This is a genomic window from Gordonia sp. WA4-43 (genome assembly GCF_020520305.1).
GTDB classification, from domain to species: Bacteria; Actinomycetota; Actinomycetes; order Mycobacteriales; family Mycobacteriaceae; genus Gordonia; species Gordonia hongkongensis.
The window spans coordinates 1,758,956-1,773,114 of record NZ_CP084736.1 but is presented as its reverse complement, the minus strand read 5'-3'; the positions used below and the strand labels follow the sequence as shown (position 1 = coordinate 1,773,114).

Below are 14,159 nucleotides of genomic sequence, written 5' to 3'. Positions count from 1 at the left end.
GAGGCGTTGTGTCAGATGATCACTTGAGTTCGGCGCTGCTCTTGTTCAGCACCCGCCGGGCGATGATCAGATTCTGGATCTGCTGGGTGCCCTCGAAGATGTCGAGGATCTTGGAGTCGCGTGCCCATTTCTCCACCAGCAACCGCTCCGAGTAGCCGAGGGTGCCGGTGAGTTCGACGACCTTGTTGGTGACGTCGGTGGCGGTGCGGCCCGCCTTCGCCTTCGACATCGACGCCTCGGTCGAGTTCGGCTGCTTGTTGTCGGCCATCCAGGCGGCCCGCATGGTGTGCAGGTACGCGGCCTCGAAATCCGCCTCCATGCGCAGGAACTCGGCAGCGGCGGCGTGCTGGTCGGCGGCAGGCCGATCGTAGTCGACCTCGATGCCGGCCTCGTCGAGGATCGCGCGCAGTTCCTCGAGCGCGGCACGGGTCACGCCGACGGCCATGCCGGCCACCAGCGGACGGGTGTTGTCGAAGGTCTGCATGACCCCGCCGAAGCCCTTCTTGGTGTCGACCTCGGGTGAGCCGAGCAGGTTCTCCTTCGGGATCCGGCAGTTCTCGAAGCGGATCGCCGCGGTGTCGGAAACCTTGATACCGAGCTTGTGCTCGAGGCGTTCGACGGTGACACCCGGATGGGTACGCGGCACCACGAAGCTCTTGATGGCGGCGCGGCCGGCGCTCTTGTCGACGGTCGCCCAGACGACGATGTGGGTGGCGCGGGATCCCGCTGTCACGTAGATCTTCTCGCCGTTGATGACGTATTCGTCGCCGTCGAGGGTGGCGGTGGTCGAGACGGCGGCCGAGTCGGAGCCGAAGCCGGGCTCGGTGATGGCCATGGCGGCCCACACCTTGCCGAAGCGCTCGAGCTGCTCGTCGGTCGCGACGGCGGCGATCGCCGAGTTCCCCAGTCCCTGATAGGGAATCGAGAGCATGAGGCCGACATCGCCCCAGGAGGTCTCCATCACGTTGACGACGGACTGCATGTTGCCGCCGTTGACCACGGCGCCCTCGGCCTTGGGCTTGTCCTTCTTCTGTTGGCTACGTCCGCCGTCGGCGCCCGCACCGGCCTGTCCGGTCTCGGACAGACCGTCGTAAAGACTTGCCAGCGTGTCGAGTTCGACGGGGTAGTCGTGCTCGCGCAGGTCGTACTTGCGCGAGATGGGCCGGAAGATCTCCGCGGCCGCCTGATGGGCCTGGTCGACGGTGACGCGCAGCTTCTTCGGGAGTTCGAGATTGATGCTCATGAAAGGTTCTTTCGCTACGTTCGCAAAACGCGGTCAGAGGACGACGATGCCTTCGCCGATGCCGGCACCGCGGAGATCGCGGTACCACCGCTCGACGGGGTGTTCCTTGGTGAAGCCGTGGCCGCCGAGTAGCTGGACGCCGTCGAGGCCGATCTGCAGCCCCTTGTCGATGGTCAGCTTGCGCGCCAGTGCGGCTTCGCGGGCGAAGGACAGACCCTGCTCGGCGCGCGCGGCACCGCGCAGCGTGACGAGGCGGATCGAGTCGACCTCGGTCGCCATCGTGGCGACCATGAAGGCCACCGCCTGACGGTTGGAGATCGGCTCGCCGAACGCCTCGCGCTCGTTCACGTAGGGGATGACGTAGTCGAGGACGGCGCGCGCGGTGCCCGCGGCCAGCGCCGACCAGCCCAGCCGGGACAGGCGAACGACGTCGCGGTACGCCGACGTCGCGGCGTCGGCCTCGCCGCCGATGATGGCGGTCGCCGGTACGGCGACGTCCTGCAGCAGCAGACGACCCATGCCCGCGGCGCGCACACCCATGCCCGGGTCGGCCTCGACGATCAGACCCTTCGTGTCGGATTCGACGATGAAGAGGGCCGGCTTGCCGTCGAGCTGGGCGCCGACGATGAACAGTTCCGACGAGCCGGCAGCCGGGACGAAGGACTTGACACCGTTGAGACGGAACCCGCTCGGCACGCGAGTTGCCTTGGTGCTCAACGAGAAGGCGTCGAACAGCGGACGCGGCTCGGCGATGACGACCGCGGACTGGGGCACGTTCTCCCCGGCGAAGTCGGGCAGGTAGGTGCGCTGCTGCTCGTCGGTACCGAAGTTGGTCAGGGTGGTGGCCACGCCACTCGGCGCGAGGAGCGGAAGCGCCAGGCCCATGTCGCCGTAGGCCATCGCCTCGGCGACGAGCGCGTTGGTCACGACCCCGCGCTCGGAGGCGGCGCCCTCGAACTCCTCGGGGACGTTGATCATGGTGATGCCGAGCTCGGCAGACCGCTTGACCAGGTCTTCGGGGGCCGCCGCGGCGGCGTCGGCATCGTGTGCCGCCGGACGCAGGAGCTCGGTGGCGAACTCCTTCACCGTCTCGGCGATCATCTGCTGTTCGTCGTCGGGGGTGAGGTTGAAGTAGTCCTTGGGCGTGCTGGTGAGACGCTTGGCCAGGCCCGAGCCGCCGCCCTGAGCGGCCTTGAACGCTCGGTTCGCCGCCCCGAGGGTCTGGAATCCGGTCTTGGTGCCCTGGTAGGCGATGCGGTTGATCGGTTCGCGGATCTTGTACTTCTCGGCGAACTCGGAGCCCGTCACCGTGGTCAGGACGCGCATCGCGGTGCCGATGAAGTTGCGCGGGTGCGGGTTGCGGCCGACTGCGGAGGTGTCGCGCGGTTCGGTGTGGGTTGTCATGATCACCAGCCGTTTCTTTCCAGTCGCCCCGGTGGGGGTCTGTGCGTGGATCCACGTGTGGGTGGAGGGTCGATGCGACCTATCTTACCCGGTAGTAAGTCCATACCTTACTTCGGAGTAAGAAGTTTGTCACGCACTTGCCCGACACCACCGTTCCGCACACCCGCTACGCTGGCCGCATGACCCTCGATCACCGCCGCGAACAGGGCTTATCAGGCACTCAGGTGGTGGGCGCGACGACCGTCGCGGTGGTCGGTGCCGCCGCGCTCGGCGCCGCGTGTGTGTTCAGTCCGAGTGGTGTGGAGAGCGGACCGCCGCTGTGTCCGTTCGCGGTGATGACCGGCCTTCCGTGTCCCGGCTGCGGACTCACCCGGAGCTGGGTTGCCTTCATGCACGGCGACGTCGGGTCCGCGTTCACCTTCAATGCCTTCGGTCCGGTGTTCCTGGTGCTGACCGCGGTGACCGTCGTCGCGGCGACGGTCACCCTGGTGCGCCGTCGCGGGGCGCCGCTCGCCGGTTGGCGCGACCGCGTGCTCGGACCCGTCGGTGCCGTCCTGCTGGGGGTGTGGCTGACCTACGGTTTCGTGCGGATCCTCGACGCCGCGTTCGGGTGGGGGTTCTTCCCGGTCGTCGTGTGAACGGGCAGAGTGGAGTCATGCAGATCACCCACTTCGGCCATTCCTGTCTGCTCGTCGAGATCGACGGGACCAAGGTGCTGTTCGACCCGGGAAACTTCTCCCACGGGTTCGACGACATCGACGATCTCGACGCGATCCTGATCACCCACCAGCATCCCGACCACTGCGACGTCGCGAAGCTGCCCGACCTCGTCGCCGCGAACCCCGACGCGATCCTCTACGCCGATCCCCAGACGACCAAGCAGCTCAACGACGACGACGTGGCCGGCGCGTGGACGGCCGCCCGCAGCGGCGACCAGATCGAGATCGGTTCACTCACCGCGCGTTTCACCGGCGGCCGGCATGCCGTCATCCATCCCGAGATCCCGGTCATCGACAACGTCGCCTATGTCCTCGGGACCGCCGACCAGCCGGGCCAATTCATGCATCCGGGGGACTCGTTCTACATTCCGTTCGAGCATGTCGATGTTCTCGCGCTGCCGTCGGCCGCGCCGTGGATGAAACTCAGCGAATCGGTCGACTACCTCCGGGCGATGGCGCCGCGCGTCGCCGTCCCCATCCATCAGGCGGTCCTGTCCGACGCCGGCAGCGGCATCCACTACGGGCGACTCGCGGACATGAAGGACGACGCGACCGAGTTCACGGTGCTGGAGAAGGAGAGCGCCACGCAGGTGTGAGGGGCCGGGAGGTGGCTTCGACTCGGTTCGTCGCTGCGCTCCTCACCGGCTCAACCAGCGAGGGGGGCCTGCGAGCGGGCTCCCTCCGGTCCCTGAGGAGCGAGCTTGCGAGCGTCACGAAGGGTCGACGCGCAGCGCTCCCAGCACCTCGTCGTGCAGCAGTCCGTTGCTGGCGATCGCACTGCCGCCGGCGGGTCCGGGCGTGCCGTCGAGGGCGGTGAAGCGTCCGCCTGCCTCGCGTACCAGGATGTCGAGCGGCGCCAGGTCCCACAGCGAGACCTCGGGTTCGGCGGTCACGTCGACCGCGCCCTCGGCGACGAGGCAGTAGTTGAAGAAGTCGCCGTAGCCGCGCACGCGCCACACCCGGTCGGTGAGGTCGATGAACTTCCCGCGGATGCCGCGATCGGCCCAGCCCGACAGGCTCGAGAACGCGAGGCTCGCCGACCCTAGATCGGCCACCCCGGACACCGACAGGCGTCGGACATCCTCGTCGAAACGCACGTGCGCACCGAGACCTGTTGCCGCCCACCAGCGTCGGCGAAGTGCCGGTGCCGAGACAACCCCGACCGTGGGTACGCCGTCGATGAGGAGCGCGATCAGCGTGGCCCATACCGGGACGCCGCGGACGAAGTTTTTGGTCCCGTCGATGGGATCGACGACCCACTGCCGCCCGGAGAACACGGCGTCGCCGCCGAACTCCTCACCGAGCACGGTGTCGGCGGGACGACGGGCCGAAAGGCGTTCGCGGATCAGGGTTTCGCACGCCAGGTCGGCATCGGACACCGGTGTGAGATCCGGCTTGTCGTCCACCTTCAGGTCCACGGCGCCGAAGCGGTCCATGGTGAGCGCGTCGGCGGAGTCGGCGAGGGAGAGCGCGAGCTCGAGGTCATCGCTGAACGTCGTCGGACCGGGAGGGACGGACATGCCCGGTAGGGTAGCTGTCATGTTGCTGACCGTGACGTTCACCCTGTTGATCGCGGCTCTCGTGGTGGTGCTGGTGGTGCAGTGGCAGCGCGGCCGCAACCCGCAGCCGATGTCGGCGGCCAAGGCCTCTCAGTTCGTGCAGGGCACGTTCACGGTCGTCGGGGTCTCCGACCGCGACGACGAGCCGACCAAGAGCGCGGCCGACAAGGACGGAAACCGGTTCTGCACCATCTCCGGGACGATCGTCGGTCCCGAGACCAGTCCCACCGAAGTGTACGGAACGCTCGTGCTCGGCGCGGGCGACCCCTGGCCCCAGATCGGTGACGATCTCCCGGTCCTGTACAAACCGCAGAAGGCGGCGACGTCGTGGCGGTTCGGGGTCATGCCCGAACCCGGCCCCGACCCAGTCTGATCCTCCCGGGCGCTCGCGTGCCCGTCTGTCGGTACTCTGGATCACCGTGCATCCCGACGTGACCGCAGACCTCGAATCCCTCGACGCCACCTTGACCACCGTGGAGAAGGTGCTCGACCTCGAGGAGCTCCGTCGTCGCATCGACGAGCTGGAGATGCAGGCCTCGGATCCCGACCTGTGGAACGACCAGGACCACGCCCAGAAGGTGACCAGCGAGCTCTCGCACGCGCAGTCCGAGTTCCGGAAGGTCTCGGAGTTGCGGCAGCGCCTCGAGGATCTACCCGTGCTCTACGAGCTCGCCGAGGCCGAAGAGGGTGACGACAAGACGGCTGCGCTGGCCGACGCCGATGCCGAACGTGAGAGCCTGCGGACCGACATCGAGGCGATGGAGGTCAAGACAATGCTCGCCGGCGAGTACGACTCGCGCGACGCGGTCGTCAACATCCGCTCCGGTGCGGGCGGCGTCGACGCGGCGGACTGGGCGCAGATGCTCATGCGCATGTACATCCGGTGGGCCGAGCAGAAGGGGTACGGGGTCGAGGTCTACGACACCTCCTACGCCGAAGAAGCGGGCCTCAAGAGCGCGACGTTCGCGGTGAAGGCCCCGTACATGTACGGCACGCTCTCGGTCGAGCAGGGTACGCACCGACTCGTGCGGATCAGCCCGTTCGACAACCAGAGCCGACGACAGACGTCCTTCGCCGAGGTCGAGGTGTTGCCGGTGGTCGAGACCACCGACCACATCGACGTCGACGAGAACGACATCAAGGTCGACGTCTACCGGTCCTCGGGTCCTGGCGGGCAGTCGGTCAACACGACCGATTCCGCGGTTCGCCTCACCCACATTCCCACCGGCATCGTCGTGACCTGTCAGAACGAGAAGAGCCAGTTGCAGAACAAGGCGTCGGCGATGCGCGTCCTGCAGGCCAAACTGCTCGACCGCAAACGGCAGGAGGAACGCGCCGAACTCGACGCGCTGAAGGGTGACGGCGGTTCGAGCTGGGGCAACCAGATGCGGTCGTACGTGCTGCACCCGTACCAGATGGTGAAGGACCTGCGGACCGGCGTCGAGGACAACAACCCGACGTCGGTGCTCGACGGCGAGCTGGACAAGTTCATCGAAGCCGGGATTCGCTGGCGGATGGCGACCGCCGAAGCGTGATGCCCGACCCCGCAGTCCTGCTGCTCGCCGCGCCGCCGAGCCCGACCGAGGTCCTGATCGGTCGGGTCTACGTGTGGATGGCCACCAACGGCTTGGAGATCCTCATCTGGATCCTGGGCGCGGTGCTACTCGCCCGATTGATCCGGTGGGGCGCCGACAAGTACGCCTCCCGGGTGGACTCGCGGTTCTCCACCAGCGACCTCATCGTGCAGACCGAGGACGCCAAACACCGTCGCGCACTGGTCGACGTGGTGGCGTGGACGCTGATCGTGGTGATCGGGATCATCGTCATCGTGCACACCCTGTCGGTGTTCGGCATTCCGCTGAGCGGGTTGACCGGACCCACCGCGGTGATCGGTGCCGCCCTCGGCTTCGGTGCGCAGCGCATCGTGCAGGACATCCTCGCCGGTTTCTTCGTCGTCGCGGAGAAGCAGTACGGCTACGGCGACGTCGTCAACCTGACGGTGACGGGCAACGCGCCGGCCGAGGGAACCGTCGAGGACGTGACGCTGCGGGTGACCAAACTGCGCACCGCCGAGGGCGAGGTCATCACCGTCCCCAACGGCCAGATCGTCAAGGCCACCAACCTGTCCAAGGACTGGGCACGCGCCGTCGTCGATGTCCCGGTCCCGTCCGAAGCCGACATCGGGCTCGTCAACGACACGCTCGACCGGGTCGGCCGCGAGTTCTATGCCCTGCCCCGGTGGCACGACCTCCTTCTCGACGCACCGTCGTCCCTCGGTGTCATCAGCCTCGAGCTCGACGCCATCACGGTGCGCATGGTCACCCGTACGCTTCCGGGCAAGCAGTTCGAGGTCGGGCGCGCGCTGCGCGTCCACATCATCCGAGCGCTCGCGCGTGAGGGCATCAATGTGCCCGCCCGCGATGTCCGATCCGCGGGTGGGCCGCCGGCGACACACGCCGATCAGGGCATTCGGGACGGGGGAGACTGATGGCTGAGACACCGAATTCCCCGCGCCGGAACGGGCCGGCTGGGGACAGGGCTGACGAGAGCCTGCCCCACGACGAGCAGCCCGGCGAGGGTGGGCCTGGTAGAGACATCCCCGCCGACGACGCCCCGACACAGATCATCCCGACGCAGGGCATCCCCCCCGAGGCCCGACCGCCGCAGCAGTCGCCGGACGAGTCCGACGGCAAGCGAGGGCACGACTGGCGGCACATCGCCCGCACCCGGATGCGGACCAGCACCGCGATCTTGGTTACGGTCTTCCTCGCCTGTTGCGTGCTGTACGGATACACCTCGCAGCGCTACGGTGTGGTGTACTCACCGGCACGGCCCGCGCCGACGACATCGCAGACGGTCGAACCGACGTACGAGCCGCCACCGTCGACGTCGTCATCCACGACCACCACCTCGACGGAACCGTCGACGACCGACTCGACCAGTGGCGTCGAGGGTACGGACGGCTCGTCGACGGACGGGGCCCCGGCGCCCGCGCCCGGTACGAGCCGCGAGACCATCCCGGGTCTGCCCAACATCCCGCTCCCGAATTTCGGCGGACAGACGCCGACCACCACGGTCCCGACACGCTGAACCGGCGGGGAATTCGCTGGTCAGGCGGGTGGCTGAGCTGGGGCGTCGTGCCTGAACGCGCTCTCAGGAGTCGTCGTTACACTGGCACATCGTGATCAAGCTGGAGAACGTCACGATGCAGTACAAGGCGTCCAGTCGACCCGCTCTGCGAGATCTGAGCTTCGAGGTCGACAAGGGGGAGTTCGCGTTCCTGATCGGTCCGTCGGGATCAGGTAAGTCGACGTTCTTCCGTCTGCTCCTCAAGGAGGACCGCCCGACGAGCGGCGAGGTGTACCTCGGGGAGTTCCACGTCAACCGACTGAAGGCGCGCAGCGTGCCGAAGCTGCGGCAGTCGATCGGGTGTGTGTTCCAGGACTTCCGTCTGCTCCAGAAGAAGACGGTGGCCGAGAACGTCGCGTTCGCGCTCGAGGTGATCGGTCGGCCTCGCTCCACCATCCAGCGGGTGGTGCCGGAGGTGCTCGAGTACGTCGGCCTGGAAGGGAAGCACGATCGCATGCCGAACGAGTTGTCGGGCGGCGAGATGCAGCGCGTGGCCATCGCCCGCGCCATCGTGAACCGTCCGCTGGTGCTCCTGGCCGACGAGCCCACCGGCAACCTCGATCCCGAGACCAGCGAGGAGATCGTCGACGTCCTCGACCGGGTCAACCGCCGCGGCACCACGGTGGTGATGGCCACCCACGACCGGCACATCGTCGACGCGATGCGACGACGGGTTCTCGAGTTCGACAGCGGCCAACTCGTCCGCAACGACCCGCAGGGCGTGTACGGAATCGGCTGACGCGCAGTCGACCCGACACACTTCCCCGAGACCCAAGGACTGTCTGAGCAGACATGCGAGCGAATTTCATCATCAGCGAGGTTCTCCACGGACTCCGCCGCAACGCGACCATGACCATCGCGATGATCATCACCACCGCGATCACGCTGGGAATGTTCGGCGGTGGGCTCCTGGTGATCCAGATGGCGGACAAGAGTCAGCAGATCTTCCTCGACCGGGTGGAGATGGAGTTCTATCTCAATCCCGAGGTGACCGAACGCGATCCGCAGTGCGAGTCCGACCCGTGCGCCCAGCTTCGCCGCGGGCTCGAGAACGAACCCGGCGTCACCTCGGTGACCTACCTCGACAAGGACGAGGCCTTCAAACGCGCGAAGGAGATCTTCGCGAACAACCCCGATCTCGCCGAGAACATCGTCGAGGGCACGCTACCGGCCTCGCTGCGCGTGCGGGTGTCCGATCCCGGCCAGTTCGACGCGGTGCTCACCAAGTACGCGACGCGGAAAGACCTGGGGGTGGACGCCTTCAAGGACGACCGCAAGCTCGTGCAGCGGATCTTCAGCGTCCTCGACGGCGTCCGCAACGCGACCTTCGCCATCGCCTCGGTCCTGGCGATCGCCGCCATCCTGTTGATCATCAACACGGTTCAGGTCGCGGCGTTCACCAGACGGACCGAGGTGTCGATCATGCGCCTCGTCGGCGCGACCCGCTGGTACACACAGTTGCCGTTCCTACTCGAGGCGGTGGTGTCGGCCTTTGTCGGCTCGATGCTGGCCATCGGCGGTCTGCTGTTGGCCAAGAAGTTCTTCTTCGACAATGCGTTACGCGAGCTGTACGGGGTCAGCTTCTTCGCCCGGATCGAGCTGACCGACGTACTGTTCGTCGCACCGTGGCTGGTGCTCGGCGGAATTGTGTTGGCGGGTGCGACCGCGTATGTCACGCTTCGTGTCTATGTCCGGGAATGATCGGTCCGTCCGGGCGGTTCGGATTGTCGGCGATCAGCAACCGGTCGGTCACCAACAGGGCGATCGACCACACTACGAGGAGGTGAGTGTATGCCGCAGGAAAAAGGACGCAATGTGATCGCGTCCAACCGCAAGGCGCGGCACAACTACGCCATCCTCGACGTCTACGAGGCCGGCGTCGTCCTGGTCGGCACCGAGGTGAAAAGCCTGCGGGCGGGCAAGGCCTCGCTGGTCGACGCGTTCGCGACGATCGACGACGGCGAGGTGTGGCTTCATGCCCTGCACATCGCCGAGTACGGCAACGGCTCCTGGACCAACCACTCGGTCCGCCGCAAGCGCAAACTGCTGATGCACCGACGCGAGATCGACAACCTCGTCGGCAAGATCCGCGACGGCAACCTCACGCTGGTGCCGCTGTCGATGTATTTCAACGACGGCAAGGTGAAGGTCGAGCTCGCGCTGGCCCGTGGCAAGCAGGCGCACGACAAGCGCCAGGACATCGCCAAGCGGACCGCTCAACGCGAGGTCGAACGTGAGGTCGGCCGCCGCGTGAAGGGCATGGGCTGACTCAGGCGCCGGTGTCGGCCTGGCCCGGTTGCTCTGTCGGCGTTCCCGGCGGTGTGTTCGGTCCGTTCTGGTCGTCGGATTCGGAGCCGCTCTCACCCTCCTGGTTCTGTCGGCCCGGCAGGCCGCCCATCCCGGGGCCACGCATCTGCGGTTCACCCATCTGTGGTCCACCCATCTGGGGACCGCCGCCCATTCCGGGCCCGTTGCCGCCCTGCTGCCAGACGGCGGCCGGCGACGGCCGCTCGGGCGTCGTGTTGTCCCCGGTGATGTAGCCGGCGCCGAAGCCGAGTGCGCCCGCGACGATGGCCAGCCCGGCTGCGCCAGCGAGCAGGGCCGACCGGGCCGGTGCGGTCTTCGGTGCCACCGGGCTCGGTTCGATGACCGGGCCGCGTGAATCGGGTGAGTCGCCTGCGCCGATGGACTCGTGGGAGTTCGCTCCCGGGGTCGGCGCCGGGCTTGTCGGCGTGGTCGCGGCGTCGTCAGATGTCGCGGGTGCCGGCGGGGCCGGGGAGCTGCTGTCGGGGTCGTGTCCGCCAGAGGTCGGGGAGGTCATGCGATCTCGCTCTCGTCGGTCGGCCGAGTCCGTCCTCGGCTCACGAGGTCTCCACAATCCCGGCGGTGTCTTGGTCGACGCTGTCGGTCAGCTGTGAAAGCGCTGGTGATCGCGGCGAGCGGTAGGCGACCGGTAATGGGAATGAACTCTGAGTGACGAGTTGTTAGACTGAAGTGCCCGCTGACTCCGGTCGGCGGGTCCTACTCGGGGCTGATCGGTTTCGACTTCGTGCGTCGAGATAGGGGAAGCGTGTCGGTGCAGGCTGGAGACCACCGTGAGCGTCGCAGCAACCAATTAAGCGCCGATTCCAATCAGCGCGACTACGCCCTCGCTGCCTGAGTAGCGCCGGCTAGTCTGTCGGCCCGGGTTATGCTCCCAGACCCGGTTGCCGGCATCATCCATGGGAGCTCACCGTCCTCGCCGGTCGCGGGTGAGGTCGGAACATCAAACAGCGACTGGGATCGTCATCTCGGCTTGTTCGCGTGACCGAGAGATCCGAGTAGAGACATAGCGGACTGCACACGGAGAAGCCCTAACAACACGACGGAGGACCCGGGTTCAATTCCCGGCAGCTCCACGAGAAGGCGCCCCACCGGATTCGGTGGGGCGCCTTTCGTTTCGCGCCGGCCGGTTCGCTAACCGGTACTCAGCGCATCGAGCGTCGCGCTCTCGCGATGCTTGCGTCGTTTGGTGACGACGCCGTGGGTCGGGCTGAACAGGTAGACACCGAAGAACGCGATGCCCTGGACGAGGACGACCATCCCGCCGGGGGAGGTGTCCTGGTAGTAGGAGACGTAGAGGCCGATGACCCCGCAGATCGCCGAGATCGCGGGCGCGATGACGAGCATCCGGCCGAAGCGATCGGTGAGCAGTCGGGCCGTCGCGCCGGGGATGATGAGCATCGCGACCACGAGCACGATGCCGACCACCTGCAGCGCGGTCACCGCGGTGAGGGCGAGCAGCGCGAGAAGGGCCGCGCCGAGGAGTTTCGGGCTGAGTCCGATCGCGAAGGCGTGCGTGCGGTCGAAGGCGTAGAGGGTGAAGTCGCGTCTCTTGAGCAGCAGCAAGGTCGCCACGATCGCACCCAGGATCGCGATCTGCACGAGATCCGACGTCGAGACGCCCAGGAGGTTGCCGAAGATGATGTGGTTCAGGTCGGTCTGGCTCGGCGTCACCGAGATCAGCACCAGGCCGAAGGCGAAGAGGGTGGTGAAGACGATGCCGATGGCGGCGTCCTCCTTGACCCGGCCGCCGTCGCGGACAGCGCCGATCAGTGCCACCGCCAGGAAGCCGAAGATCACCGCGCCGATGGCGAACGGCACGCCGACGATGTAGGCGAGGACCACGCCCGGCAGCACCGCGTGCGAGACCGCGTCACCCATCAGCGACCAGCCGATCAGCACGAGCCAGCACGACAACAGCGCACACACGACCGAGGCGATCAGCGTCGCCCACAGGGCACGCGTCATGAACGCGTAGGCGAACGGGTCGAGAAGGATGTCGACGATGTTCACGAGACCTCCTCGTGGCGATCGGTGGCGAGGCGCCCGGACTCGAGGCGTTCGGACTCGAGGCGTTCGAACGTCGGTCGGGCGAGCGGATCGAGCCCGAACGCGCGGACGAGGTTGTCGGTGGTGATCACCTCGGCCGGCGCGCCCTGCGCGATCACGCGGCGCATCAGCAGGATCGCCTCGTCGGCCAGCTCGGGCAGGACCTGCAGATCGTGCGTGGACACCAGGATCGTCGTCCCGGCATCGGCGAGTTCGCGTAGCAGTGCGGTGATGGTCCCCTCGGTGCGTTTGTCGACGCCGGCGAACGGTTCGTCGAGCAGCAGGATCTCGGCTTCCTGTGCGATGCCGCGGGCCACGAAGGCCCGCTTGCGCTGCCCGCCGGACAACTGGCCGATCTGGCGGTCGGCGAAGTCGGTGAGCTCGACGCGTGCGAGGGCTTCGTCGACGGCGTCGTGGTCGGCCCGCTTGGGGCGGCGCGTGAATCCGAGATGGCCGTAGCGACCCGTCATCACGACGTCACGGACCGAGACCGGGAAGCTCCAGTCGATGTCCTCGGACTGCGGCACGTAACCGAGCGCGCCGGCCCGACGCGCCGCGGCGGGGGTCCGGCCGCCGAGCCGGACCGTGCCGGTCGTCGGGGTCACCGACCCCACGATCGTCTTGAACAGCGTCGACTTGCCCGATCCGTTCATCCCGACGAGGCCGCACACCTGGCCGGACGGTACTCGTACCGACGCGTGGTCGAGCGCGAGGATGTCGCCGTACCGTACGGTCACGTCCGTCACCTCGATGGCGGAACCGCTTGTCGCTGAGACGTTCACGTGTTGCTCCCGGTCAGGCCCGACACGATGGTCGCGACGTCGTGGCGGATGAGGTCGAGATAGGTGGGTACGGGGCCGTCGGCCTCGGAGAGCGAGTCGACGTACAGGGTGCCGCCGAACCGGGCGTCGGTCGCGTTCACGACTTGTCGCATCGGGGCGTCGGAGACCGTGGACTCGCAGAACACGCCGGGGACACGGTTCGCCCGGACGAAGTCGATCGTCTCGGCGACCTGTTGCGGCGTCGCCTGCTGTTCGGCGTTGACCGGCCAGATGTAGCGCTCGACGAGTCCGGCGTCGCGGGCGAGATACGAGAACGCGCCCTCGCAGGTGACGAGGGCCCGCTCGTTGGCGGGTAGTCCGGCGAGTGCGGAGGTGAGATCGGTCTGTACCTGCTGGAGCTGCCGCTTGTACGCGGTCGCGTTCGATTCGAAGGTGGCGGCGCCGTCGGGGTCGAGCTCGGTGAACGCGCGCACCATGTTGTCGACATAGATCTGCACATTCACCGGACTCATCCACGCATGCGGATTCGGCTTGCCCGCATAGGCATCCGACGCGATGTCGATCGGTTCGACACCCTCGCTGACGACGACGTGCCGGACGTCGAGGCCGTCGACGAACTGGGCGAACCAGGCTTCGAGGTTGAGACCGTTGTCGAGGACGAGCGACGCGGTCGCGGCCCGGCGGATGTCGCCGGGAGTCGGCTCGTAGCCGTGGATCTCGGCTCCCGGCTTGGTGATCGACTCCACCTGCAGACGGTCGCCGGCGACCTCCGAGGCGATGTCGGCGAGCACGGTGAACGTGGTGAGCACGACCTTCTCGTCGGGCAGCCGACTCGACAGCGTGCATCCTGCGAGGATCGTGCACACGGCAGCAAGCAGTGCCCCGACGGTGACGAACCGGCGACGCACGAGCTTGGGCATGCCGACACTATAGTTTCGGTTCGCCGAACTTT

General features: G+C 67.2%; 16 protein-coding genes and 1 other RNA gene. 10 read left to right on the top strand and 7 right to left on the bottom strand.

Annotated features, from left to right (window positions below; all coding sequences use genetic code 11):
• Positions 1-19: 19 nt before the first annotated feature.
• Both LEL84_RS08125 and LEL84_RS08120 read right to left on the bottom strand, forming a co-directional pair.
• Entirely contained in the window at positions 20-1,243 is a 1,224-nt protein-coding gene (locus LEL84_RS08125) for an acyl-CoA dehydrogenase family protein (protein WP_068971866.1), read from the bottom strand.
• Positions 1,244-1,276: 33 nt separating this feature from the next.
• Positions 1,277-2,647 carry an acyl-CoA dehydrogenase family protein gene (locus LEL84_RS08120; RefSeq protein ID WP_065631579.1) on the bottom strand — a complete coding sequence of 457 codons (1,371 nt, stop codon included), beginning with the start codon at positions 2,645-2,647 and terminating at the stop codon, positions 1,277-1,279.
• 179 nt (positions 2,648-2,826) lie between these two features.
• On the opposite strand from LEL84_RS08120, the gene LEL84_RS08115 reads away from it, so the two are divergent.
• Both LEL84_RS08115 and LEL84_RS08110 read left to right on the top strand, forming a co-directional pair.
• Positions 2,827-3,285: a DUF2752 domain-containing protein gene (locus LEL84_RS08115; protein WP_058253673.1), complete on the top strand. Its 459-nt coding sequence runs from the start codon at positions 2,827-2,829 to the stop codon at positions 3,283-3,285.
• Between the two features lie 17 nt (positions 3,286-3,302).
• Positions 3,303-3,962 (top strand): MBL fold metallo-hydrolase, encoded by a 660-nt coding sequence (locus LEL84_RS08110; protein WP_065631562.1) that lies wholly within the window; start codon positions 3,303-3,305, stop codon positions 3,960-3,962.
• A gap of 114 nt (positions 3,963-4,076) precedes the next feature.
• Here LEL84_RS08110 and hisN read toward each other — a convergent pair whose 3' ends face one another.
• Entirely contained in the window at positions 4,077-4,886 is an 810-nt protein-coding gene (hisN, locus tag LEL84_RS08105) for a histidinol-phosphatase (protein ID WP_068971867.1), read from the bottom strand.
• Between the two features lie 19 nt (positions 4,887-4,905).
• On the opposite strand from hisN, the gene LEL84_RS08100 reads away from it, so the two are divergent.
• From LEL84_RS08100 to smpB, 7 genes are all read left to right on the top strand, one after another.
• Positions 4,906-5,298 carry a hypothetical protein gene (locus LEL84_RS08100; protein ID WP_226513759.1) on the top strand — a complete coding sequence of 131 codons (393 nt, stop codon included), beginning with the start codon at positions 4,906-4,908 and terminating at the stop codon, positions 5,296-5,298.
• 46 nt (positions 5,299-5,344) lie between these two features.
• On the top strand, positions 5,345-6,460 hold the full coding sequence (prfB, locus tag LEL84_RS08095; protein WP_137810754.1) for a peptide chain release factor 2: 1,116 nt from the start codon (positions 5,345-5,347) through the stop codon (positions 6,458-6,460).
• Positions 6,460-7,413 (top strand): mechanosensitive ion channel family protein, encoded by a 954-nt coding sequence (locus LEL84_RS08090; RefSeq protein WP_226513758.1) that lies wholly within the window; start codon positions 6,460-6,462, stop codon positions 7,411-7,413. Before prfB ends, LEL84_RS08090 begins: the two co-directional genes overlap by 1 nt.
• On the top strand, positions 7,413-8,015 hold the full coding sequence (locus LEL84_RS08085) for a hypothetical protein (RefSeq protein ID WP_226513757.1): 603 nt from the start codon (positions 7,413-7,415) through the stop codon (positions 8,013-8,015). Before LEL84_RS08090 ends, LEL84_RS08085 begins: the two co-directional genes overlap by 1 nt.
• Positions 8,016-8,106: 91 nt before the next feature.
• Positions 8,107-8,793, top strand: a complete 687-nt coding sequence (gene ftsE / locus LEL84_RS08080) for a cell division ATP-binding protein FtsE (RefSeq protein WP_058253667.1) — start codon at positions 8,107-8,109, stop codon at positions 8,791-8,793.
• A 53-nt stretch (positions 8,794-8,846) separates the two neighbouring features.
• On the top strand, positions 8,847-9,755 hold the full coding sequence (gene ftsX / locus LEL84_RS08075; RefSeq protein ID WP_058253666.1) for a permease-like cell division protein FtsX: 909 nt from the start codon (positions 8,847-8,849) through the stop codon (positions 9,753-9,755).
• 90 nt (positions 9,756-9,845) lie between these two features.
• Positions 9,846-10,322, top strand: a complete 477-nt coding sequence (gene smpB, locus LEL84_RS08070; RefSeq protein ID WP_068971869.1) for an SsrA-binding protein SmpB — start codon at positions 9,846-9,848, stop codon at positions 10,320-10,322.
• A gap of 1 nt (position 10,323) precedes the next feature.
• On the opposite strand, the gene LEL84_RS08065 is transcribed toward smpB, so the two are convergent.
• The gene (locus LEL84_RS08065) at positions 10,324-10,875 is read right to left on the bottom strand and encodes a hypothetical protein (protein ID WP_226513756.1); all 552 of its coding nucleotides are present in this window, start codon (positions 10,873-10,875) and stop codon (positions 10,324-10,326) included.
• Positions 10,876-11,081: 206 nt separating this feature from the next.
• Between LEL84_RS08065 and ssrA the strand changes: the two genes are divergently transcribed.
• Positions 11,082-11,455: a transfer-messenger RNA gene (gene ssrA, locus LEL84_RS08060) on the top strand.
• A gap of 55 nt (positions 11,456-11,510) precedes the next feature.
• On the opposite strand, the gene LEL84_RS08055 is transcribed toward ssrA, so the two are convergent.
• From LEL84_RS08055 to LEL84_RS08045, 3 genes are read right to left on the bottom strand one after another with little or no spacing between them, the layout of a single operon-like run.
• Positions 11,511-12,389 (bottom strand): metal ABC transporter permease, encoded by an 879-nt coding sequence (locus LEL84_RS08055; RefSeq protein ID WP_058253663.1) that lies wholly within the window; start codon positions 12,387-12,389, stop codon positions 11,511-11,513.
• Positions 12,386-13,207, bottom strand: a complete 822-nt coding sequence (locus tag LEL84_RS08050) for a metal ABC transporter ATP-binding protein (RefSeq protein ID WP_065631559.1) — start codon at positions 13,205-13,207, stop codon at positions 12,386-12,388. Before LEL84_RS08050 ends, LEL84_RS08055 begins: the two co-directional genes overlap by 4 nt.
• Positions 13,204-14,127 (bottom strand): metal ABC transporter substrate-binding protein, encoded by a 924-nt coding sequence (locus LEL84_RS08045; RefSeq protein WP_065631558.1) that lies wholly within the window; start codon positions 14,125-14,127, stop codon positions 13,204-13,206. Before LEL84_RS08045 ends, LEL84_RS08050 begins: the two co-directional genes overlap by 4 nt.
• Positions 14,128-14,159: the final 32 nt, after the last annotated feature.